Below are 24,173 nucleotides of genomic sequence, written 5' to 3'. Positions count from 1 at the left end.
ACCTTCTGGATACTGTCTTTTAAAAATTGTAAAGGTTTTAATTGCTTGTTGAATACTATACAAGGCTAACTTGCAATTAGCCTAACAGCATAGTTTTTTTTAACAGCAACAATGCATGGTTTGCATGCATGTGGCAGAAGTATTACAGGTGGTAGATTTTGTAAAATTACGGATGTTTAAATAGGTTGTTTTAAAAATTGTACTTTGTGTTTTCATGTACTGGTTGTTTATATAAAGATTTTTGCAATGCTGGTTTTTATAAAGCAAAGCTATAGCGGGCGTTTTTTGTTTTTTAATTTACTCGCGCGTTTTTATTATTTATAAGGTTATCAATAACTTTAAGCATAGAGGCAAATTCCTGTTCATCGTACAGGCGGGTGAGGTATACAATGCGGCCATCCCGGTCAATCACTACGTTTCGGGTAACCCCGCTTTTTTTATCGGCAAAGCGCCCAAAAATATTGGCACCCGGGTCAAGCGCCACGTTATAGGTTATTTTCATGTCCTTTTGAAACTTCTGCACTTTTTTAAGTGGTTCGTCTCGGTCAACACCAATAAGTACAAGGCCCTTGTTTTTGTAAGCGTTCCATACCTGTGCTTGCAGGTGTGGCATTTCCTCGCGGCATACACTGCACCAGCTGGCCGTAAACTGAAGTATCACCACTTTACCACGCAGTTGTTTTAACGATGTTTTGGTGCCATCTGTTAATGCGAATTCAAAATCATTGGGAGCTTGTTCACCCGTTTTAACCAGGTAACCGCGATCATTTAAAGCCGGATTATTGCTATTAGCCGTCTGGGCTTGCGTGGTAATGCTGGTAATCAGGAATAAATAAATTATAAGTAAAAGTTTGTTGTTCATTGAATTTATTTTTGACAGGTAATTATATAATTACACTCATCATTAAAAAAATATTAACTGGCATTCAATTAAACAGAAAGGGAGGGTATAGCAGAAACCGTCATTTGCGGATATGTGGTTATATCATTATCTGTTCTGCAATTTTGCAGATAGGAATTAGCACCTTTATAACTATGTGTACAGGTTGCTAAGACATCACAGGGCCTTTCCCTCAGTCTTTCTGGATAATCAAAAATGAAATAAAGAACGATTTCAGATGCAAATATGTAAATAATTCTACTAATTCCATAGAATTTATATCAATTACCAAACAGAATTCCGGTTTTGACAATAAAATGGCATAAGCCGATCTGTTTTGTTTGCTCATTTATGGCATATATAAGCTTAAAACGCATGTAAACGATTAAGTAAAAAAATCAAATGTTTTTATAAATATGATCTTAAAAATTAGAGATTTGCCCTTAATCTTGTATTAAGACCGTTCACCAATTATATCTTCTGCTGATTATGCAATTTAAACGCAGTATTTATCTGTTAGGATTACTGACCTTTTTATGTGGAAATAATTTTGCGCAAACCAAGGGCGCTCAACAAACACGGGATGAAGTGGATTATGTTAACCCACTTATAGGCACAGCCATTAAAGGTTTTGGCAAGGGTTTGTTGGAGGGCAACGGCGGCGGCGGCACTATGCCTTGTGTTAACGTACCGTTTGCCATGACCAACTTTGTTGCCCAAACCCGCGAAAACAAAATGAGTTACATGGTTTATCAATATGAAGACAACTCGGTTATAGGGCTTACTGCCAGTCACCAGCCCACAGTTTGGATGGGCGATTACGGTTATGTTTCGGTAATGCCGCAAGTAGGCAAACTCAGGGTTTTGCCAAAAGAACGTGTGCTGTCATTTGACCATAGAGATGAAGTTTCCAAACCTTACTATTATTCAGTTAAATTAAAAACTACAGGTGCCGATAAAATTAAAGCCGAGATTGCCGGCGCCAATACTTGTGGTATGTTCAGGTTTACTTTCCCCAAGGCAGATCAGGCACATATTATCATCCAGGGGATTAACCTTAACCCGGCACTTAAAGACTGGGCTAATGATTACACGGCAAGAATAAAAAAACTGAAAGGTTATGTTTATGTAGATACCGTGAATAACGAAATAACCGGCTATAACCCCGACCGGCAATCGGCACAGTTAGGGCCCGAACTAAAGAATTTTAAAGGTTATTTTGTTATCAAATTTAATAAACAGATTAAAAAATATGGTACCTGGGATAAGCAGGTGATCAATAAAGGCAGCCATGAGCAATACGGCACGCGAATGGGTGCTTTTATTTCCTTCCGTACAAAAGCGAACGATGAGGTTAAGGTTGTTGTAGCTACATCTTTCATCAGCATTGATCAGGCAAGGTATAACCTCAAGCGGGAAATTCCTGATTGGGATTTTGATAAGGTTGTCAGCGCTACCCGCAATCAATGGCAGCAGGCCTTAAAATCAATCCAGATAAGCGGGGTGACCAACACACAGAAGACTATTTTTTACACGGCAATGTTCCATACGCTGTTGTTTCCGCGCCAGTTTTCGGAGTACGGCAAATATTACAGCGCTTTTGATGATAAAGTTCACCATGGTTCGTCATATAATGATTATTCTCTTTGGGATACCTTCAGGGCATTGCATCCATTATTAACGTTAACCCAACCGCAACGGGTTGATGGCATGGTGGAGTCGTTACTGCAAATGTACAAAGAGGGTGGATGGATGCCCATGTGGCCAAACCCAACCTATACCAATATTATGATAGGTACACATGCTGATGCCGTTGTTGCTGATGCGTATGTAAAAGGTTTCAGAGGGTTTAATACCAAATTAGCTTACGAGGCCTTGCACAAGGATTCCTATGACGCTCCGGATGGTGACACCCATAAAAGATGGGGCGACCGTGACCTTTGGACAAGCTTTGAAGCCAGGGGTGGGCTAACCAATTATCATAAGTTGGGATATATACCGGTTGATAAAACAAGTGAATCCGTTTCGCGCACTATTGAGTATGCTGTTGATGACTACGCGGTGGCGCAGGTTGCCAAAGGATTAGGAAAAGATGATGATTACAAGCAATTAATAGCCTGGAGTAAAAATTATCAAAACGTTTATAACAGCGCTACCGGCTTTATGGCTCCCCGTAACTCCGACGGCAGCTTTTCTGCCAAGCCAGATTCCGGCTTTACAGAGGGCACCAAATGGACCTATACTTTTGGCGCTATGCACGACGTTCCGGGGATGATCAAGATTATGGGCGGCGAGAAAAAGTTTGCTGATAAACTAACCAGAAATTTTACCGAGGGTCATTACCATGCCGACAATGAACCCGGTCATCATTATCTTTATCTTTTTAATTATTGTGGTATGCCCTGGAAAACCCAGGAACTGGTAAGGGAACATGCCTCATCGCAAAATTTCAGAAACGCACCGGTGGGCATTAACGGTAATGACGATTGTGGTCAAACTTCGGCATGGTACATTTTTAATACCTTAGGGTTTTACCCGGTAGCGCCCGCTTCGGGTTCCTATAGTATTGGCGCTCCCCAATTCCCTTATATGGTTTTAAACTTGCAGCATGGCAAAAAACTGGTTATTAAGGCAACTGGCTTATCAGCCCAAAATAAATATGTTAAAGAGATAACTTTTAATGGAAAGCCGATAAAAGATTACCAGATATCACATCAGGACATTGCAGGTGGCGGAACTTTAGCTTTTACAATGGCAGGCACTCCGCAAAAGCTATAGACAGGAATTTTACCTGTTAGTCAGCGGTTCGGGTAGAATCTCTGACTACCAGTTTAGAGGGCATGACAATATTTTCACTTTCCATTTGAACATATCGACCAGACAGGTGCCAGAACAATAATTCCGCGGCCTTGCGTCCCATATCATACGCCGGCTGCAAAACCGTAGTAAGCGATGGATTGAGTATGGCCGCAGTTATCTGATTGGTAAAACATACCACTTTTATATCCTGCGGAATATTCAGCTTCAATTCTTCGCAGGCCAGGTAAGTAGTGGTGGCCAGGTGTTCAACCGTAGCGATAATACCGTCGGGCTTCACGTTTGTGATATGCTCCTTTAAAACAGCTATATTTTCCTGGTTATATTTATTAGAGCAACTAAAAATATTTTGATCTTCCGGCTCTATATCGCGTTCAGCCAAAGCCTTTTTATATCCAGATTCGCGCGCCTGTAAAATTGAAGGGTACCCTTCAATAGTAACCAAAGATATGTTTTTACAACCCTGATCAAGCAGGTGCCTGGTAGCCATATACGCGCTGTTAAAATCATCAGTTTTAATTTTTGCAGCTGGTATATCTTCAACAACCCTGTCAAAAAACACGATGGGCACGCCTGCCTGCTGTAAGTTTTTAATATGCTGGGTATCCTTAGTATTACTGGCTACCGACATGAGTATGCCATCTACCCGGCCGCTGGTAAGTTCATTGAACATTTGAGCCTCCCGCTCATAGCTATCATGTGTTAAATATATCAACGCATGATATTTCTCCTGATCAACGATGCTTTCAATACCATTAATAGCCTGGCTAAAATAGCTATCTGCAATTTCCGGAATGATGATGGCTATGGTATTACTTGAGCGTTTTCGCAGGCTGCTGGCGTAGGGATTAGGTACATAGTGCAACAATCTTGCCGTTTCAATTACCCTTTGTTTTGTTTCATCACCTATATCATGACTGTCTCTCAGCGCTTTTGATATTGTCGCAATAGATACATTCAACACTTTGGCAAGTGTTTTCATGTTTACTTTATTACTTTTTGTTCCGTCGGTCATCGGTATGGAAATGGCTTCAAAATTCAGTAATCGATTGCGTTTATTTTTTTAGCTAAATATAAATGTTTATAGTTTATACAGGTTTATGAAATAACTTCAAAAGTTGAGCAAGATAATAAAAAATAGAGCTTTTAAACTTAAACAATAGCGTAAAGCATACCAATTAAGCTTCTTTATTTTTAGGTAAACGTTTAAGCAAATAAATTGGGCTGTTTTGATGAATTTAATTATTAAAATAAGGAAATTTGTATTGAACAGCTATGAAAATTAGTCATAAAGGATTGTTTACCAATTATATTTCCTTTTAAATTTTAATATTATGAGCAAGATTAACGGAGCACCAGATCAAGGCCCTTTGGATTCAATAGAAGAATGGGAAGACGATTTATTAGTTCGTTATCCGGATGCCGATTCCATTGCAGCCGGTCGCGATACAGAAGCATATCGTAACTACGAAGCAACAACAAAAGATTCTGTTCGTGAATTTTACCGTTTACAACATATCAATCAGACCTATGATTTTGTGCTACAGAAAAAAGAACAATACCTTTCGTTTGATAAAAAGGAAATGTCTGTATGGGATGCCTTTGATTTTCTCAACCAATTAGTTGATGACTCAGATCCGGATACGGATCTTGACCAACTGCAACACCTGCTGCAAACTTCAGAAGCTATTCGTGCCGATGGCAGACCCGATTGGATGGTACTTGTTGGTTTATTCCATGATATGGGTAAAGTACTTTGCCTTTTTGGTGAACCACAATGGGCCGTTGTTGGTGACAGCTATCCCGTAGGCTGCGCTTTTTCTGATAAAATAGTTTATTCTGAATATTTTAAGGATAACAAAGATACTTATGATCCGCGTTATAATACTAAATACGGTGTTTATGAGCCTAATTGCGGCTTAGAGAATGTACATATGACCTGGGGGCATGATGAATATGTTTATCACATGATGAAACCATACCTGCCCGAACAGGGGCTGTACATGCTGCGTTATCATTCTTTTTACCCGCAGCACCGTGAAAATGCCTACAGTCACCTGATGACTCCGCATGACCATCAGTTGTTTAAATCGGTAGCGTTGTTTAACCCATATGATCTTTATTCAAAAAGCCCGGTTCCGCCAGATTGGAAAAAACTGCGCCCTTATTATGAAGATCTGGTTGCCAAATACCTGCCGTCGACACTGAAGTTTTAAACAGCGACAATTTAATACCCTGACCAAGATATAGCCGCACGATTTTACAAATCTTCGTGCGGCATTGCCAATTCATTTTATTTTATAGATTTGAAAAATTGAACCGGCCCCGAAAATTTACGGCCTAAATTTCCTATTGCAAAAAAACACTCATGCTGAAACACATTTCTACGGCCGATATTTTGGTCTTTTTCTTCTACTTTATCATAGTTTCTTGTTACGGCTACTTCATTTACCGTAAAAAAAAGAGCGAGACCAACAACAGTTCACATAGCTTTTTCCTGGCCGAAGGTTCACTTACCTGGTGGGCTATTGGCGCATCTATTATTGCCTCAAATATTTCGGCCGAGCAATTTATTGGCATGAGCGGCGATGGTTTTTTTGCGGGCATAGCCGTTGCGGTATATGAATGGGTAGGGGCGGCGGCACTCATAATAGTGGCGGTATTTTTTATGCCGGTATATATTAAAAACAAAATATTTACCATGCCGCAATTTTTGGAAAACCGGTACAACAGCGGTGTGGCTTTGGTAATGTCGATATTTTGGTTGCTTTTATACATATTTATTAACCTCACTGCCATATTATACCTGGGCGCCTTAGCCATCAACGGCTTGCTGGGCGGCGAATATTTCCATGAAATTATGATTGGCCTGGCCATTTTTGGTGCCATAATAGCTTTGGGCGGTATGCGTGTTGTTGGTTACACCGATGTTATACAGGTAGGCGTATTGGTAGTTGGCGGATTGGCCATCACTTATCTTTCCCTTACCATTGTTAGCGAAAAATTTGGTTTCGGAACCAATGTGCTTACCGGGTTTAATTTATTATTGAAAGATGCGCCCGACCATTTTCATTTAATATTTAAAAAACCTGCTGCCGGTGCTTCTTCAGAAACCATAACCAAATACCTTATTTTACCTGGTTTTGCCATGTATGTTTCTGGGCAATGGATCAGCAATTTAAATTACTGGGGGTGTAATCAATACATCACGCAGCGGGCTTTAGGGGCCAATATCACCACAGCGCGTACTGGTATTTTGTTTGCCAGTTTGTTAAAAATACTGATGCCGGTAATTGTTATGCTACCCGGGATTGTTGCCTTTGTATTGTACAAGCACGGTCACTTGCCGCAATTAGGTAATGGGGGTAAAGATGGCGCTTATTCGGCCATATTATCGTTTTTACCTTCCGGCCTTAAGGGGTTGTCATTAGCGGTTTTAACTGCTGCCATAGTTGCTTCGCTGGCCGGAAAAATAAATAGTATCGCTACCATTTTTACATTGGATATTTATAAGAAATACATCAGTTCAGAAGCCACTGAACGAAAGATGGTGTGGACTGGTCGGGCCGCCATTTTATTCAGTTTGTTAATAGCCGTGGCATTTACATGGAATGACGTTTTAGGCATCGGAAGCGCTGGTGGCTATACCTTTGTGCAGAAATATTCAAGCTTTGTGAGCCCTGGTGTATTGGCTACTTTCCTGCTGGGTATGTTCTGGAAAAGGACTACCGCCGAAGCTGCCATTATTGGCATATTGGTAGGTTTTGGTGCATCGGTATTTTTTAATGAGTTTGCAGTTACCATGCTTGGTCATGAAACATGGCTATACACAGCCTTCCGCAATGCCGCAGGCGAATACGAAATCCCTTTCTTTATTTCATTAAGCTGGTCGTTCCTGATCACTGTAATTATAATGGTGGCCGTAAGTTTTGCTGGCCCTATAGTAAATGCCAAAGCCATCACGGTTGAAAGTTCAATGTTTAAACTAAAACCTTCATCTGTTATTCTAATCGCTGTAATACTTATACTGTTGTCGGCAATTTATATCAGATTCTGGTAACACGTTCATAACCATATTCGGCAAAAAGATCCACTTCTTTAAAAGGGGCGGATCTTTTTTTAAGGGGTATTTGGGGTTAAAATCGTATCACAGGTATTGGTCAATACGTAACATTTACAGTGTTACTTTATATTTGTTTCAAATAATATTCATATATTGTTATTCTTATAAGTTGTTGCCCTCTGTATGACGGGAATAAAATATTAATCAATTTCATTTAGCGCGCTAACTGTAATGAAGTTGTTATAAATGATAAACCCGCCATAAAATTTATAAGATAATAGTTACTTTGTATTTAAGAATTATTGCTTATTCTTAAACCTATGCCAATAGATTGTATGATTGTTGACGACGACGAAATGGTACTTTCTCACCTTCGTAGTCTTGTAGTGCAAACTCCGTTTCTGAACCTGCTATCGTTTCATACGAACCCTGCCGATGCGCTTATTGCTATTGAAAATAACAGCCTGAAACTTGTTTTTCTTGATATTAATATGCCTGGTCTTAGTGGTATTGAGCTGGCCCGCATCATTAATAACCGGAAAGGGCCCGAAGCTCCCCGTATTATTTTCACCACGGGCTTTGAACATTTTGCCTTGGAAGGATATAAGGTAAATGCATTAGATTACCTGCTTAAACCAATTGATTACGAAGCTTTTATTAAAGCGGCTTATAAAGCAAAGGCCGACATAGAGAGCCATGTTAAACAAGCTCCTGGCGCGACTGGTTATACCGAAAATGATTTTATTTTTTTAAGGGTTGAATATGAATTGGTAAAGGTTTATTTAAAGAATATACTCTATTTTGAAGGATTTAAAGACTATGTAAAAGTTTACGTAGCCAATAGCGACAACTATATTAAATCGCTTACAACCATGAAAAGCCTGGAAGAGAAATTAACGGCTAATTCATTTATGCGGGTGCACCGTTCGTTCATAGTATCGCTTGATAAAATTGATACCATTACCAAGAACACTGTACGGGTAGGAAAAACACTTATACCGGTGAGTGACCAGTATAAAGAATCATTTAAAAAATTTACCGATAAGTGGTTTTAACCTTTTGAAATTTCTATCTAATTCTTTTGCCTTTTTGTCGATGATATTTGGCTATCTATCGAAACTACTCCCCAATCAATTTAAAACTCATTTTATTTGATCAGTATTTAAGAACACATCACCTATAACAGAATAAGACTAAAATATGGCTCATCACCTTAATTAAAAACCAACATTGCAATATCACTTCATCTAATCCTTTTATATAATTTAAATTGCTATGGAAACAAACACCTTTTCAAAATTTACTGCTGAGCTATTCGGTACGCTTGTGCTGGTATTAATGGGCTGCGGCAGCGCGGTAATTGCCGGGGCCAATGGTGCAACAGGCGTTGGCCTTTTGGGTATATCTTTCGCTTTTGGTTTATCGGTTGTGGCAATGGCTTACGCTATTGGCCATATATCAGGTTGCCATATTAATCCGGCTATTTCTATCGGAATGGTAGTATCGGGCAGAATGAAGGCAAGTGAGGCTGTTATTTACATTATTGCCCAGGTATTGGGAGCCATTGCAGGCGCAGGGATACTGTTGCTTATTGCATCAGGTAAAGATGGTTATAGCGTTGCAGCCAATGGTTTAGGACAAAATGGTTACGATGCTTTTTCACCGGCGCATTATAACTTGTTATCAGGGTTTGTTGCTGAAACTGTTTTTACATTTATATTTCTGCTCGTTATTTTTGGTTCAACTTCTACAAAAAACATACATGGTGGTTTTGCGGGTTTGTCAATAGGTTTAAGTTTGGTACTTATACATATAGTGGGCATACCTGTTACTGGCGTATCGGTTAATCCTGCCCGCAGCATTGGCCCCGCATTATTGGTGGGTGGCGCGGCCATTAGCCAGTTGTGGTTGTTTATAGTTGCACCAATATTGGGCGCTATACTAAGTGCGGTAGTTTGGCGCTACGTATTGGAAAGAAAATAAAATATTATATAGTAAAGAATGTTTAACGCCCTGTTAAACATTCTTTACTGTATATAACTATTATAAATAATTATTTGGTTTTTTTATTACCCTCCTAAGTACATTCGCTAAGCATCTGGCTTTTATTCATATCTTTTACTGCGCTGTATATAACAGCATAGTGCTTCTATTCCTGAATCTATCATTTTTTATCATAATGTAATTTTTTATTTAATTGTTTATATTTTTAATATATTATTACTTTAAAGTTAAAATATATGATTAAAATTTTGATAAATGTTATTATTGCCCTTTAATTTTAATAATGATAGCGCCATTATACTTGTTTAGCTAACCGCTTTAATGAAATCAACTTATACTCAAAAAAATTCAAGGAAAATCCTGCTGGCATTTCTGGCATTTGTTATTATTCTGGCTATAGCGGCACTTTTTGTACGTAATACCATCTCTCGTAAATTGCAGGAACTTTCAAAACTGGCTCATGATGTTGAATATGATCAGTCAAAACCGCAACAAACCTTGCTATTGCTGCATGAAGCGGAAGATGATTTTCAGGAATCATTATTGAGTGCCGACGATACAAAAAGCAAGGCTTATAAAACAAAGTTATCTCAGGCTTTTAACCAGATAGATACCTTGCTCAAAGAACACTCGGATACTCAGAATTTAAGCGCCAAACAACATCAAAAAGTGCAGTATTTGTATAATAAGAAATTACAATTATCATCAAGGCTGTCTGGGCTTAAGCACAATTTTGATTCCCTGCTTACTATATATGCCGATTACAACGAAGCTTCAAATAAAAAAATAACTGGGTTAAATATTGATAAGTCACTCACCCAAAAGACTGTCGAAACTAAAACTGATACGGTAAAAAAAAGTATTCCTCTTAAAAAGAGAGGCTTCTTCGCAAGAATTAAAGACGCCATTTCCAATAAAAACAACAATGCTGCGTCAACCAATATTATTGAAGTAAACCACAACCGTACTAATCACATAGTCGATTCGGCTACGCGAAAAATAGCGTATCGTGATAAAAATATATATAACCAAAAACTGAAACAGTTGCAGGATCGCAACCAGAAATTACTGACTACACAAAAAGAGTTAATCTCACTTAATATCAGCATCAGGAATGAATTGGAAAATATTATAAATGATGTAAAGGATATTAACTACAGCATAACCAACGAATTTAAAGGCATGACCTTTAAAAGCTACCAGGAAACAACCCAATTGCTAAACAACTTTTATCTGGCCGCGCTTTTTCTGGTTTTAATATTTGCTGCTTTGCTGATTGTATTTATATTAAAACTCGGAACGTCTGAAAGATTATTACTGCAGGAAAATGAGCGGGCGGTAACCATTGCACAGCAAAAAATGGATTTACTGCAACACATGAGTCATGAGATACGTAATCCGCTTACAGCTATTAAGGGATTCCTGTATATATTCAGCCAAACCAATTTATCCCCGCGGCAGGCCGATATGCTTGGCTCAATCAGGTTATCGTCTGATATGTTGTTGCGTACCCTGAATGACACCCTTGATGCAGCGAAAATGGAGAGCAGCGAATTTAAGATCAATAAAGACCCTTTTAATGCCGATTTTGTGTTGAAAGAGGTTATTGAAAGTATGGAATTCAGCGCTGCCAAAAAGAAACTTGACCTTCGTTATCATTTTGAAGGGGATAAGGATGCTTTAATTTTGGGCGACAGTTTCAGGCTTAAGCAAATAATGGTAAACTTGTTGAGTAACGCCATTAAATATACTAATACCGGAGGGGTTACCGTTAACGCGGAGCTTGTAATTGCAGATGGCGTTAACCGCTTAAAGGTTGATGTTGTTGATACAGGTCAGGGAATTAGTCAGGAGCAGCAGGCAAATCTTTTTTCAAAGTATTATCAAACCAATTCGGCCCGCGGCCAAACAGGAACAGGCTTGGGGCTTTATATCTGCAAACAGTTGGTTCAGCTGCAAAAAGGATTAATTGGCATAAAAAGCATTGCAGGCAAAGGCAGTACTTTTAGTTTCTATATTCCCTACGATGAAGGTAAAAACATCAATACTGCTATTGATAAACAAAAAATAGACGATCCGTTATCGCTACTTAATGGTATTAGTATTCTGGCTGTTGATGATAATGAATTAAGCCTGATGTTCCTGAAAATGATGACAAGTAAGTGGAATATCAAATTTCACCAGGCATCAGACGCCAAAAAAGCACTTGAAATACTGACCACGGAAAAAATAACCATTGTATTAACAGATATCCAGATGCCTACTATGGATGGTCATGAATTTATAGCCGCGATACGACAATTAAATGCTCCATTAAATGAAATACCTGTAATAGTTATCAGTGGCAACGCCAAGCTAACAGAAGCTGAAAAATTGTCGAAAAAAGGCTTTTCGGGTTTTGTTACAAAGCCGTTTATTGAGGCAGAACTGATAAAACAGATTGTTAATGCTTTGAAATTATAACTTCTTTATCCCTTAAAAATCGTGATATAAGTTCCTGAACGCAGTTCTAAGGCCAAAGGTTATCATTGCAGTTTTATTATTGCTCACGGCATTTTTTTCCTGTCGGTATAAGCCGCTAATCTCAAAACGTAAGTTGTATTTGGGATTGAGGAGATATGATACAGTGCCTTCGGTATAATAAAGTTGTGTACTTATACCCTGGCCAATAACAGGGGTAGGGTTAGGCGTAGCTGGATAAGCTTTGGTAATTATCTTACCATTATTATCAGTTTTGCTGGCGTCAAGACCATATTTGCCATAATCAAGCTGCCACTGGAAATCAAACCGGCCGGCAGAGTAGTTCATGATACCCAAAAACTCCCTGAAATTGGCCCCGAACGGATGAGCCAGCGGATCGCCAAAAAATGTGTAGCTGTCAAGCGGTTGCGTACTTGAATAGGTATAAGGCTTAACGGTATTAAACTCAAAAAGGTAATTAAGGCGGTTAACCTTGAATATGTCGGCACCCCGGATACCCAGTTGTATACCGTTGGTATTATCTAGGTTATTGCCCGAAAAGAAATTATTGAACTTAAATCTGTCAAGCAATAACTGACCATAAACGGCTGTTTTATCAAATATTTTATACTTACCGGTAAAGCCCATAAACACATTATCCTTAGGTGATGCTGATGAGCCTAAAGAACTTGAAAACAGGATAGGGTTAATAAAATTGATGTCAAAGCCACGCCTGTTTCCCTGTGCATCAGCTTCAGGAGTTATCATTGCATTAAAGAAACCGAATGATACCCGGTTACTCACATTCCAGTCTAAGTAATGAAACAGTGCCCATTTGCGGCGGTAGCTGCCAAAGGTATCAAACCTTTTTTCCTTTAGATCTTCAAGATATGTCCATGCCATCATATATTGTATCGGTCCCAGATTGGCGGTAAGCTTTAATAAAGGCATATTGGCAGCATAATCTGATAACAGCAAAGAGCGGTAACCATCGCCAATAAACATCTTATCCTGACCTAAAGTAATATTTAGCTGTTTAATAGGAGTGTAGGAGATAAGCGCCGTAACGTATGACCAATCTTGAGTATTTTGACCCAACGCATTGTAATGCCGGGCGTAAGCCTGTCCCGGTATAAAAGCATTTGTATTAACTAAGTTGTTATAATAAGTTGGAAATTTACCCTGATCTTCAAAACCACTGGTGTAAAATGAAAATTTAGCACCTATGGTTCCGCCGAACTGAAAGCCGCGTGCATTTAAATATGTTGTTCGTTGGCCTTTAAAATCACGCCCAAGTTGCAGGTCGGCCAGAAAGTCACCATAAAAGGTATAGTCTTTAGTTTTTACATCAAACAGGTGTTCGTTAAATAACTTACGGCTCACCCAGCTTTTGCGGGCGGTGTCAACGCCAACGTTCATAACCGAATCATAAGTATGATTAATTACACTGTCGATCAAAAATGGACGCAAAGAAGTATGAAATGAGCTTTTTTTACTATATATATCTGAATTAAATTTTTGATAAAGCTGGTAGGAGTTAGGTAAATAAACAGATTGTGCTTTACTCAACTGCGCTGAAAGCGAGATGGTTACAACTAATAAGAATAATTTAGTAAAGCGAAAAAAGTAAAGTTTTTGCATCGGAGCAAAATAAGTATTATTTATGGTAAGATAAAAATTTCGTTACACTATGATTGTTATTATTTAACCTTGTGCATTATTAATCTTTTGCCTGGCTGTAACATATTAACTATTGTAAAAGTTAATTAATGTTAAATTTGATTGATAGCAGGGTATTTTTTTTATTAAGCTATAAAAATCCTGATATTTGCCCGCGCGATAAAACCATACTATATTAAATGCAGTACAAAAAAATCAATAATCTTTTAGGCTGGCTTTGCTTTGTTATAGCTTCTGTTACCTACATTTTAACGTTAGAGCCATCCGTAAGTTTTTGGGATTGTGGCGAATTTATTTCATGTGCCTACCGTTTGCAGGTAGCTCACCAGCCCGGATACCCTGTATTTGCTATGCTGGGAAAATTGTTCTCGCTGCTCTCATTTGGGGATAATACCAAAGTACCGTATTTTACTAATTTAGGCTCGGCAGTTGCAAGCGGGGCTACCATCATGTTCCTGTTTTGGACTATAACCGCACTGGCAAAAAAAATGCTGCTGAACAAGCGTGATGACCAGGTTGAACAATCAAACCTGATCTTGATTATGGGTGCCGGTTTAGTAGGTGCGCTTGCTTTTACTTATACCGATACTTTCTGGTTTTCGGCAGTTGAAACCATTGTATTTGCCTTATCTTCATTATGTACAGCCATTGTATTTTGGGCCATATTAAAATGGGATGCCCATGCTGATGAAAAAGGCGCCGATAAATGGCTGGTTTTTATTGCATACGTTATTGGTTTATCTATTGGCATACACCTGCTTAATTTATTAACCATTCCGGCAATTGCCATGGTTTATTTCTTCCGCAGGAGTAAAAATATTACTGTTGGAAATGGCATCCTGGCGTTTTTAGCAGGTATTGTTATACTTGGCCTGGTACAATATGGCATAAGGGGATATACCATAAAGTTCGCGGCATATTTCGACCTGTTTTTTGTAAACTCCTTGGGTATGGGCTTTGGCAGCGGTGCCTTTTTCTTTATATTACTTATTGTAGTTGCGCTGGTATTCGGAATATTATACAGCATTCGTAAAAAGAAACCCGTGCTTAACCTCGCATTGTTGTGCGTTGCCTTTATATATTTTGGTTATGGTTCTTTTGCATATATACCAATCAGAGCCAGCGCAAATCCCGATCTGAATAACTCACATCCCGATAACGCGTTTACGTTGTACGGTTATTTAAACCGTATTCAATATGGTGAAACTCCATTATTAAATGGGCCGTATTTTGATGCAAAACTTACCGATCAGAAGGAGGGAAGTATCATTTATCGCAAAGGTAAAACACAATATGAAAATGCCGGCCGTAAAATAGAATCGGTATATGATCATACCACCCCTTTACCGCGTATGTACAGTACCGAACCGCAGGATGTACAGTTTTATAGAGATTGGCTGCGTATTCCCGATGGTCAGGCGCCAACTTTTACAGATAACCTTAAATGGATGTTTAGCTGGCAGATGTATCAGATGTACTGGCGCTATTTTATGTGGAACTTTGTTGGCCGTTATAACGATGCCGATGGACAAACCAACACCGAAGGTATTGACGGAAACTGGACAACCGGAATATTCGACGGCGCCAAGCATCTGCCCAAATCGGTGGTTAATGGCACAACTTACACGCCTTTGTATGCATTGCCTTTAATTATTGGGCTGATAGGCGCTTTTTATCACTTCAACCGTAAAAACAAGGATGCTCTTATAGTTCTGTTATTGTTCTTTTTTACCGGGCTTGCTATTGTACTGTATGTGAACCAACCCTCTGTACAGCCGAGGGAACGCGATTACTCCTATGTAGGATCATTTTATGCTTTTGCTATATGGATTGGTATGGGCGTTATTGCCATTGCCGAGTTTGCGCGCAAGTTTCTAAATCCTAAGTTCGCTGCCATTGGCGCCACTGCAATTTGCTTATTGCTGGCCCCGGTTGTACTTGCCAGCAAAGAGTGGAAAGCGCATGACCGTTCAACCAAATGGACGGCACATGACATGGCTTACAATTACCTGATCTCATGCCCGCCTAATGCTATTTTGTTTACTTATGGCGATAATGACACCTATTCTTTATGGTATGACCAGGAAGTAGAAGGCATAAGGCCCGATGTACGTATTGTTAACCTGAGTTTGTTTACCGGTGATTGGTATATACGCCAGATGCAGGGCAAAATGAACCAGTCGGAACCATTGCCTATTACCATGCCTTATGATAAATACAAAGAAGGCGTAAGGGATGTGATCTATTTTAACGACCGTAAATTGGGCGCGCCCGTTGAAGTAAAGGAAATTTTTGATTTCATCTCGTCAGATGACCGTGCAGCACAGGTGCAATATCAAAGTGGTGATTGGGGCAATTATTTGCCTACTAAAGATTTCAAAATCACCATTGATCCTGATGAAGTTGTAAAGAACGGGGTGGTAACTCCCGATCAGAAAAGCAAGATCACTAAAACAATGGAGTGGAAATATACATCAAACTATGTTACTAAAGATAACCTGGCTATGCTGGATATTTTAGCTCACAACCATTGGAAAAGGCCAATTTGCTTTACTACAACCATAGGCAACGAAAACCTGATTGGTTTACAGCCTTACCTGTATAAAGAAGGTTTTACATACCACTTAATTCCGTTTGAAAAGGATACTTCCAGACGTGATCAGCTAAGTAAAACAAACACAATGGTGATGTATAACAACATCATGAACAAGTTCAAGTTTGGCAATTTTAAAAATGCCCGTTATCTTGACCATGAGTCAACATCTATGTTTTATCCTGTAATGACCTCTACGTTTATAGATCTGGCGCAAAATCTTATTGATGAAGGTCATAATGATCTGGCATTAAAGGTGCTGCATAAATACGACCAGGAGATGCCGGATATTACCCCTTATATTGATGTTGCAGGTCGTAAATTATTCCTGGCTCAGCTTGCATTCCAGCTTAATGATGTAGTATTGGGTAAGAGACTGGTAACCAATATTGATAACTATGTTACTGATCAGCTTGATTATAATTATCACTTGCTTACCGATAACGCTAACAATGTAAACATGCGCGATGTACAAATTAGCATGCAGTTGCTTAATGGCATAGTTGATTTTACCAAAGGAAGCAAACAAACCGATATTAGTAACAAGGTGGAGGCACAACTAAAAGATTACATGAAAAAGTTTGCCCCTGTATTAGGTCAGCAATAATTGTTTAAACATAACAGATAAAGCCACTTCACTAAAAACGAGGTGGTTTTGTCATTTAAAGGAATATTAAAATAAATAAAAGAAAATCCGTGTTCTTTATTTATTTTCATTCCCTGTATGCGGAAAATATACCTGACCTTATTAATTTACTTTTTATGCTTACTTGTTAGCAGCGCGGCTGTTAATTCCGGCACACCTGCAGTTCATATTTCGACCAAACCAACGTGGCTTGGTACATACAAAGCATATAACCAAAGGCCATCTGCACGCAGTATCGAAAAAGGCTTTTTTTATGCCCTTATTGAAGAACAGATACATGTAGAAAAACAAGCAGATTACCATCACTTTATAAAAGAAATAGTTTCTGAAGCAGGTATACAGAACGCCTCGCAGATATCAGTAAGTTTTGACCCGGCGTTTGAGCGGCTTGATTTCCATGATATTACTATCTGGCGCGACAACAAACCCATAAACCGGCTCAAAACCTCATCTTTTAAGGTGCTGGCCGACGAAAAGGATCTTTCCAACTTTGTATATCAAGGTAGTTTTTCGGCATTATGTATCCTTGATGATATCAGAAAAGGCGACCGGATAGAATATTCTTATACCATTACCGGCAGAAACCCCATATTCAATGGTAAATATTGTGATGGGGTTTATTTTCAATGGTACCAGCCCATCGCTCACCAATACACGGCTATTATTGTTTCGGCACAGCGGAAATTGAATTTTAAATACTTTAACAAAGTTCCAAAAGCCATCATATCCGAAGCTGCAGGTTTAAAGCGATATGAGTATGAGGACTTTCAGATTCCGGCAGGTCATGATGATGATAACCAGCCCTCATGGTACAACGCGCTGGGCTATGCGCAAATAAGCGAATACAATGACTGGGCCGGAATAGTTAACTGGGCGTTAAGTATTAATCCTACAGCCACAAATATTAAAGGTGAGCTGGCCGACCGGATAAAACAGCTCAAAGTAGAGGCTAAGGGAGATAAAGTAAAATATTTCAGGGCCGCGGTGAAAACTGTTCAGGACGAGGTAAGATATATGGGTATTGAAATAGGCCAATACTCACACCGGGCCAATAACCCCGAAAAGGTATTTAAACAACGCTATGGCGATTGCAAGGATAAATCTTTGCTCCTGGTATCTATGCTTAAAGCAAATGATATCGAGGCGAATATAGTTTTGGTCAATGCTGATCAGGATGAGCACATTGCCGAATATATCCCTACATACAACGCCTTTAATCACGCCGTTGTAATCGCTACAGTTAACGGGAAGCAGGTTTGGATAGACGCCACTATTGACTACCAGGGTGGTGCTGGTACCGATATCTATTTCCCCGACTATGGCAAAGGATTGATATTAAAGGCAGGGAATAACCAGCTTACAACTATTCCGAAATCAAAAACAGGCAAAATAACCTATACCGATACCTATCAAATTAAGGATATGAAATCGCCTGTACTGTTCACAGTAAAATCAACCTATACCCTTAACCATGCTGATGATATACGCGACAAGTTGGCATCGGCAGGTATGGCAGAAACCGAAAAGAATTATCTGGATTACTACTCAAAAATTTATTCAAAGATTGAATCAAAGGACTCCGTAATTGTAGATGATGATTTGCAAAATAATGTATTAACCACAACCGAAACTTATTTGATCAGTAACTTCCTCAAAAAAGATTCTACCTCAAATAAGTACACAGCCGATCTTTATGCCAACTATGTAGCAGACCAGTTACCGTCTTTCACCGGGCAAACAAAAACACCGGTATCTGTTAACTATCCGTATGATATGGATTATACTCAACGGGTAATATTGCCGGGAGGTTGGGATGTACCTGAAAAGAATAATTCTATTAACCGGGATTATTATCATTTTTCGTCGCGTTATACCGCCAATGGCGATACGCTGCTACTTAATTATAAACTTGCTTATTTACAAGATCACGTTCCAGTTGAAAAACTTGCCGAATTTAAAGAAGATATAAAGCAGCTCAATTCAGATGGGTTAAGCTATAGCTTTTCATACACCCCTGGAACGGAGCCGGAGCCATCAAATACCAATAGTTTCATGGTACTCCTTGCAGGTTCATTAACCATAGGTTTAATTATTATAGGTATCAAGATCTATCAGCGTGAAACACCGGCCATTGTTTTTAGCTACGGTTCAACATTCTGGCCAGTTGGCGGATGGCTTATACTGGTTGCTGTTATACTGGGCTTAACCGGGTTATTCTCTGCGCTTGTACTTATCAGCAGTGATTATTTTAGCCTTACAACCTGGAATTTGGTTGCTTCGGGTAAGCAGGTCCTGGGTTATAAGCTATTTATAACAATGGAGGTTGTCTGTTTTATCATATTGATGTGTTACTCAGTTTATTGCTTGATATTACTCATAAATAAACGTGACATATTACCGCAACTGATCATCAATTACTTTTTGTTTACAGCAGCGTTTTTTGGAATTGACTTTATTTGTACACTGGTATTAAAACATAATAAATTTGTAGAACCGCACCCTTACGCGCTTATTTACTCTATAATAATGGCGTTTATCTGGATAACCTATTTCAAAAAGTCCATAAGGGTAGAGGATACATTCATAGTTCCGTATCCGCATTATAACTATAGTTATGAAGGGCCGGAAACACCGGTAGAAGAAACCAAAACTTTATAAACTTTGTCTTCCTGTACTTTATCTATTCAGTTAAGTCATCCCTATGGTTTGTTACCGGCTGTAATAACAGGAGATCATTAAATAATAATCAGGAGATTTGACCTTTATCAGGCTGTAATTAAAATTTTTTAGAATAAATTTGATTACTTTAACCGTAAAAAGCTATCATGAAATTTCAACAATTGTTAGAAGAGGTAAAACATTATGTAATATCATATTTTGATGTGCATCATGATCCTGAGCTAATATATCATAATCTTAAGCATACTAAGGACGTGGTTGCCTCTGCCACACAAATAGCTAATCATTATCAACTGTCTGATGAAGACTTTTTTATTGTTATTTCAGCAGCCTGGTTTCATGATACGGGTTATTTTACCGATAAGCATAACCATGAAGTAAAAAGTGCCGATATAGCAACCCATCTTTTAAAACAATTACAGGTTGACACCGCGGTAATTGATAAGGTTAATGCCTGTATCATGGCCACCCGTATGCCCCAAAAGCCAACTAACCTCCTGGAGCAAATTCTATGCGATGCCGATCTGTTTCATCTCGGGACTGATGACTTTCGCGATAAGAGTAAGCTGATGCGAAAAGAGATGGAGGCTATAGGTCATAAAGAGTTTGATAAGGATGCATGGCGGGTAACCAATATAGAGCTTTTACAATCGCACCAGTACTTTACTGATTATTGCCGCCTTTTACTTAATGATCAGCAGGAAAAGAATCTTGCCAGGTTAAAAGATAAACAGACTGAGGTGAACGAAAAGCCTGAACCCAATGAAGTTACAGCGGTTGATTTAGCTGGCGGAACAGTAATTAAGACAGATCATGAGATCCACGAAACTCATGATGATCATGATAAACATGATAAAAAGCACAAAGCTGATAAACCCGAAAGAGGGATTGAAACGATGTTCCGTATCAGTTCAACCAATCATCAGCGCCTGAGCGATATGGCCGACAATAAGGCCCATATTATGATCACGGTGAACTCCATCATCCTATCGGCCATAATTAGCTTGGTTTTGCGTAAGCTCGATGAGCATTCAAACTTGTTGATCCCTACATTTATGTTGCTTACAGTAAGTTTGCTCACCATGATATTTTCAATACTGGCAACCCGCCCCTCCATTCCACCGGGCCTTTTTACACCTGCTGATATTGAAAAGAAAACTGTAAATCTGCTTTTCTTTGGTAATTTTTACCGCATGTCATTTACTGATTATAGTGAAGGCATGCTGAAGATGATGGATGATAAAGATTTTTTATACGGCAGCCTTATCCGTGATAACTATTCGCAGGGCGTGGTTTTAGGAAAAAAATATCGGTTGCTACGGGTATCATACAACATATTTATGTTCGGGCTTATTCTCTCGGTACTGGCGTTCATTATTTCATCATTGATATAGGCATCAACGCCGTAATTACAAAAAATTTCTGCTATGGATCATTACTCATTTTTCGACAGGGACCTGAGCTGGCTGCTATTTAATGAGCGTATTTTACTGGAGGCTGCAAAACAGGATTTACCTGTAATGGAACGAGTGAATTTTCTGTCGATATTTTCTTCTAACCTTGATGAATTTTACAGGGTAAGGATGCCGGTTATACTGGCATTACACAAGCTGTCAAAACATGCCCCACATGATAAGGAAGACGTTTTAGAAGAAGCACAGCAGCTTATTGAGGCACAGCAAGAAAAATTTGGTCAAATATTTACCCGTGAACTCATTCCACTGTTAAAAGATAAGCACGCCAATCTGCTGTTTAATGAACCAATTCCTGCCGTAATACAGGATAAGGTTACCGATTATTTTTTTAGCCAGGTAATGGCCTTCTTGCAGCCTGTTGATCTGTCCGAAACCGATAAAAAATTCTTTCCGGAAAACAACAGACTTTATTTTTTAGTAAATCTAGGCTCAGAAAAAACAAAGGAAAGGACGGTGCTGCTTAATATTCCTTCAAATCAGTTACCTCGTTTTTTTAACGTTGCGTCCGACGATCAGCAATACATCATATTTCTGGATGATATTATCAGGCACAATCTCGATAAACTGTTTAAAAACGAGACGGTAAGTGGATGTTACAGTTTTAAAATAACACGCGATGCCGAACTGGACCTGAAAGATGAATATCACGGAGATTTATCAGAGCAAATTGAAAAGCAATTGTTAAAACGTGATATGGGGATGGCCACGAGGTTTCTGCACCAGCCGAACGTACCTTTGCGTACCCTGCACATGATCTCAGAAAAATTAGGCTTACAGGGATCAAGTGTTGTTGAAGGAGGCATGTATCATAATCTGAAAGACTTGATGGGTTTACCTGTAAATCTGCCAGGTACACGGTATAACAAGTGGCAGGCAGTTACTGATAACAAGTTAACTGAAACAGGATCGCTGTTTGATTTTATAGCCGATCAGGACTACATTGTTCATGCCCCTTACCAATCATATAATAACATATTGCGCTTTTTTAATGAAGCTGCTATTGATGCCGATGTTCAGGAAATATCCGTAACCCTGTACAGGGTAGCCAGCGACTCACGTATTGTAAACGCCTTGATCAGCGCTGCTTTAAGTGGTAAAAAAGTAAGGGTAATGGTTGAACTAAAAGCAAGGTTTGATGAGGCCAATAACATTAAGTGGGCCAAAAGGATGAAAGCGGCAGGAGTGGAGATCATTTACAGCGACAAGGCCCTTAAAGTGCACGCTAAGGTAGCATTGGTGAAACGGCTTATTAACGGCCGTGTAAAATATGCAGGATTGCTGGCCACCGGTAATTTTAATGAAAGCACCGCAGCTTTTTATACCGATCATATATTAATGACAACCAATCCGCCAATGCTGCGCGAAATAGAGTTGTTGTTTATTTTCCTGGGTAAGAAAGCAAAAACCTCAGAGAACTATCCTATTGAATTTAAACATTTATTGGTTGCACAATTTAACTTACAGCAACGCTTTCTGGATTTGATTGACAGAGAAATTGCTAATACTAAACAAGGGTTGCCTTCGGGTATAACTATTAAAATGAATAACCTTGAAGAGCGGATATTGATAGCCAAACTGTATGAGGCATCACAGGCGGGGGTAAAAATATCACTGATTGTACGCAGTATATGTTGCATTATTCCGGGTGTGAAGGGTATGAGTGAAAATATTACTGTACGCCGTATTGTTGACCGGTATCTGGAACATGGCCGGATCTTCATTTTTAATAATAATAATACTCCTGAGGTTTTTATGGGCTCGGCCGATTGGATGAACCGGAATATTTATAGGCGCATTGAAGTTTGCTTCCCGGTTTATGACCCGCAGATCAGAAACGAAATTATGTCTATCATTGATCTGCAGTTAAAAGATAATGTGCAGGCAGTAATGTTAAATAGTGAGCTGCAAAATGTAGCAATAGAAAGAAATGAACCGTTAATACAATCTCAACGGGCCATTTATGAGCTTGTACAGCAAAAAGTATATGAAAAGGTTTAAAATTGATAAAGCTATGCATAAAGTGATTACATTAATAACTGTGCTGCTTGGTACAGCCGGCGTACTTTTAGGCATTTCCTGCAAAGACACAACCGAGGTTAGCAGTAACCCCAAAGGGTATGACTTAAGTAAACCTGTAAAGTACAACATGCATATCAATTTAACCGAAATATCAGGTATTGCTTTTCGCCACGGTCGCAGTGATTCGTTATATGCAGAAGAGGATGAAGACGGAAAAGTATATTACTTTAAATTGGGCGATAAAAAGATTAGTGAAAGCCGGTTTGCCAAATCGGGCGATTATGAAGATATCGCTATTTGCAACAATTACACCATCATATTGCGCAGCGATGGCGTTTTATTCAGCTTTCCTTTTAGCCAGGTTAGAAATAAAGAAATTGGCGGGGTAAAAAAACTAAAGGATATTTTACCCGCAGGCGAGTATGAAGGTATGTATGCTGATGAAAAAACCAACAGGCTTTACATATTATGCAAGCACTGCAGCGCTGATAAAAATAAAATAAGCAGCGGTTATATTTTGCAGCTGCAAGCTGATGGTTCGGTTAAACCGGCCGGAGGTTTCCGTATAGATGTAAAAGCCGTTGAACAATTAGGCGGTAAAAAGAAAGGCGCTTTCAAGCCTTCTGCCTTAGCAAAAAACTCGGCTACTAACGAATGGTATATCCTTTCGTCGGTTAATAAAACCCTTGTGCTTGCTGATGCCAACTGGAAGGTAAAAAGCGTATTTGCGTTAAATCCTGCTCAGTTCATGCAACCTGAGGGCATTGCTTTTGATAATCAGAATAACCTGTATATTTCAAACGAGGGCGATCTGGTTAGCGCCAGTAATGTGTTAAAATTCAACTACATAAAGTAAT

General features: G+C 39.1%; 14 protein-coding genes and 1 riboswitch. Of the genes, 11 read left to right on the top strand and 3 right to left on the bottom strand.

Annotated elements, in window-relative coordinates; all coding sequences use genetic code 11:
• Nucleotides 1-292: 292 nt before the first annotated feature.
• A complete protein-coding gene (locus tag SNE25_RS18925; RefSeq protein ID WP_321560561.1) occupies nucleotides 293-862 on the bottom strand; it encodes a TlpA family protein disulfide reductase in 570 nt (189 codons plus the stop codon).
• A gap of 123 nt (nucleotides 863-985) precedes the next feature.
• Nucleotides 986-1,093: riboswitch (SAM riboswitch) on the bottom strand.
• Nucleotides 1,094-1,369: 276 nt separating this feature from the next.
• Here SNE25_RS18925 and SNE25_RS18920 point away from each other — a divergent pair.
• On the top strand, nucleotides 1,370-3,658 hold the full coding sequence (locus tag SNE25_RS18920; RefSeq protein ID WP_321560560.1) for a GH92 family glycosyl hydrolase: 2,289 nt from the start codon (nucleotides 1,370-1,372) through the stop codon (nucleotides 3,656-3,658).
• A 16-nt stretch (nucleotides 3,659-3,674) separates the two neighbouring features.
• On the opposite strand, the gene SNE25_RS18915 is transcribed toward SNE25_RS18920, so the two are convergent.
• Nucleotides 3,675-4,712, bottom strand: coding sequence for a LacI family DNA-binding transcriptional regulator (locus SNE25_RS18915; protein ID WP_321560559.1), 1,038 nt, complete (start codon nucleotides 4,710-4,712; stop codon nucleotides 3,675-3,677).
• A 319-nt stretch (nucleotides 4,713-5,031) separates the two neighbouring features.
• On the opposite strand from SNE25_RS18915, the gene SNE25_RS18910 reads away from it, so the two are divergent.
• From SNE25_RS18910 to SNE25_RS18890, 5 genes are all read left to right on the top strand, one after another.
• Nucleotides 5,032-5,913, top strand: a complete 882-nt coding sequence (locus SNE25_RS18910) for an inositol oxygenase family protein (protein WP_321560558.1) — start codon at nucleotides 5,032-5,034, stop codon at nucleotides 5,911-5,913.
• A 152-nt stretch (nucleotides 5,914-6,065) separates the two neighbouring features.
• The gene (locus SNE25_RS18905; protein WP_321560557.1) at nucleotides 6,066-7,757 is read left to right on the top strand and encodes a sodium:solute symporter family transporter; all 1,692 of its coding nucleotides are present in this window, start codon (nucleotides 6,066-6,068) and stop codon (nucleotides 7,755-7,757) included.
• A gap of 323 nt (nucleotides 7,758-8,080) precedes the next feature.
• Nucleotides 8,081-8,815, top strand: coding sequence for a LytR/AlgR family response regulator transcription factor (locus tag SNE25_RS18900; protein ID WP_321560556.1), 735 nt, complete (start codon nucleotides 8,081-8,083; stop codon nucleotides 8,813-8,815).
• Between the two features lie 220 nt (nucleotides 8,816-9,035).
• Nucleotides 9,036-9,743, top strand: coding sequence for an aquaporin Z (aqpZ, locus tag SNE25_RS18895; RefSeq protein WP_321560555.1), 708 nt, complete (start codon nucleotides 9,036-9,038; stop codon nucleotides 9,741-9,743).
• Nucleotides 9,744-10,085: 342 nt separating this feature from the next.
• On the top strand, nucleotides 10,086-12,227 hold the full coding sequence (locus tag SNE25_RS18890) for a hybrid sensor histidine kinase/response regulator (protein ID WP_321560554.1): 2,142 nt from the start codon (nucleotides 10,086-10,088) through the stop codon (nucleotides 12,225-12,227).
• Nucleotides 12,228-12,239: 12 nt separating this feature from the next.
• Here the strand turns inward: SNE25_RS18890 and SNE25_RS18885 are convergent, their stop codons facing one another.
• A complete protein-coding gene (locus SNE25_RS18885; protein ID WP_321560553.1) occupies nucleotides 12,240-13,865 on the bottom strand; it encodes a gliding motility protein RemB in 1,626 nt (541 codons plus the stop codon).
• 218 nt (nucleotides 13,866-14,083) lie between these two features.
• Between SNE25_RS18885 and SNE25_RS18880 the strand changes: the two genes are divergently transcribed.
• The 5 genes from SNE25_RS18880 (at nucleotide 14,084) to SNE25_RS18860 (ending at nucleotide 24,172) form a co-directional block, all read left to right on the top strand.
• A complete protein-coding gene (locus SNE25_RS18880; protein WP_321560552.1) occupies nucleotides 14,084-17,104 on the top strand; it encodes a protein O-mannosyl-transferase family in 3,021 nt (1,006 codons plus the stop codon).
• Between the two features lie 117 nt (nucleotides 17,105-17,221).
• The gene (locus tag SNE25_RS18875) at nucleotides 17,222-19,801 is read left to right on the top strand and encodes a DUF3857 domain-containing protein (RefSeq protein ID WP_321560551.1); all 2,580 of its coding nucleotides are present in this window, start codon (nucleotides 17,222-17,224) and stop codon (nucleotides 19,799-19,801) included.
• A gap of 167 nt (nucleotides 19,802-19,968) precedes the next feature.
• Nucleotides 19,969-21,216 carry a Pycsar system effector family protein gene (locus SNE25_RS18870; protein ID WP_321560550.1) on the top strand — a complete coding sequence of 416 codons (1,248 nt, stop codon included), beginning with the start codon at nucleotides 19,969-19,971 and terminating at the stop codon, nucleotides 21,214-21,216.
• A gap of 33 nt (nucleotides 21,217-21,249) precedes the next feature.
• On the top strand, nucleotides 21,250-23,295 hold the full coding sequence (ppk1, locus tag SNE25_RS18865; RefSeq protein ID WP_321560549.1) for a polyphosphate kinase 1: 2,046 nt from the start codon (nucleotides 21,250-21,252) through the stop codon (nucleotides 23,293-23,295).
• Nucleotides 23,282-24,172, top strand: coding sequence for an SdiA-regulated domain-containing protein (locus SNE25_RS18860; RefSeq protein ID WP_321560548.1), 891 nt, complete (start codon nucleotides 23,282-23,284; stop codon nucleotides 24,170-24,172). The genes ppk1 and SNE25_RS18860 overlap by 14 nt, the downstream gene beginning before the upstream one ends.
• The last annotated feature ends 1 nt before the right edge of the window (nucleotide 24,173 follow it).

The sequence above is a fragment of the Mucilaginibacter sabulilitoris genome, assembly GCF_034262375.1.
GTDB classification, from domain to species: Bacteria; Bacteroidota; Bacteroidia; order Sphingobacteriales; family Sphingobacteriaceae; genus Mucilaginibacter; species Mucilaginibacter sabulilitoris.
This window is presented reverse-complemented; position numbering and strand designations above follow the sequence as displayed.